Below are 1,168 nucleotides of genomic sequence, written 5' to 3'. Positions count from 1 at the left end.
CGGAGTAAGAAGCCTTGAGAGACAGATAAATGCTGTTTTAAGAAAAATAGCTAAAGAAATAGCCCTCACAGGCAAAAAGAAAAAATACAGAGTAACAAAGTCCCTTGTTAAAAAATTCCTTGGTGCACCTCTTTATATGCCTGAAAAAGAACTTCAGGATGAAGTAGGAGTTGTGACAGGGCTTGCATGGACAGAAGTAGGCGGAGAAATACTGAAAATAGAAGCCACAAAAATGCCAGGAAAAGGCCAGCTTATCCTGACAGGTTCCCTTGGTGATGTTATGAAAGAGTCTGCGATGACAGCCCTTTCTTACGTAAAATCAAAAGCAGAAGAGTATAAAATTAATCCTAAGCTATTCCAGAAATATGATGTCCACGTCCACGTTCCTGCAGGGGCAATACCAAAAGATGGCCCTTCAGCAGGTATATCTATTGCAACAGCAATATGTTCGTTATTTACAGAGCTACCGGTCAGGGCAGATGTTGCAATGACAGGTGAAATAACACTTAGAGGTAAAGTTCTACCTGTAGGTGGACTGAAGGAAAAAATACTTGCGGCAAAAAGGGCAGGAATAAAAGATGTTATTCTACCTAAAGACAATAAAGATGAAGTTATGGAAGATCTTCCACCATTTGCCAGAAAGGATATAAATCTGATATTTGTTGACCATGTTGATGAGGTGTTCAAAATTGCAATAAGAGATTTTGAAAAAAGAATAAAGCAAAAGAAAAAATCCAAGAAAAAATAGGTGTGTTAGTTGATAAGAAGAGCTACAGTAAAAGATGCCCAGGATATTTTTAATATATTGCAACAGTATGCTGTAAAAGGTATTCTTCTTCCTCGTAGTCTAAATAGTATTTATGAAAATATTAGAGATTTTTTTGTATATGAACAGGATGGGAAAATTGTAGGTATTGGCTCTTTACATATCTTCTGGGAAGACCTTGCAGAAATAAAATCCCTTGCAGTATTAGAAGAATACCAGCACCACGGGATAGGAAAAAAAATCGTTGAAGAATGTATAAAAGATGCAAAAGCACTTGGAATAAAAAGGGTTTTTGCCCTTACCTATGTTCCTGAATTTTTTCAAAAATTAGGATTTAAGATTGTTGATAAATCAGAGTTTCCCCAGAAGGTCTGGACTGAATGTATCCACTGTGTAAATTCA

General features: G+C 36.4%; 2 protein-coding genes. Both read left to right on the top strand.

The window, feature by feature from the left end:
- On the top strand, positions 1 to 748 hold a 748-nt coding region (locus tag HG1285_RS18015; protein ID WP_032497264.1), incomplete at its 5' end, for a S16 family serine protease.
- Positions 749 to 757: 9 nt separating this feature from the next.
- Positions 758 to 1,168, top strand: a 411-nt coding sequence (locus tag HG1285_RS00665; protein ID WP_008289598.1) for an N-acetyltransferase, incomplete at its 3' end; no start/stop codon positions are given.

This window comes from Hydrogenivirga sp. 128-5-R1-1, assembly GCF_000171895.1.
The sequence above is the reverse complement of the archived record's forward strand: the minus strand, read 5'-3'. Positions and strand labels throughout refer to the sequence as shown.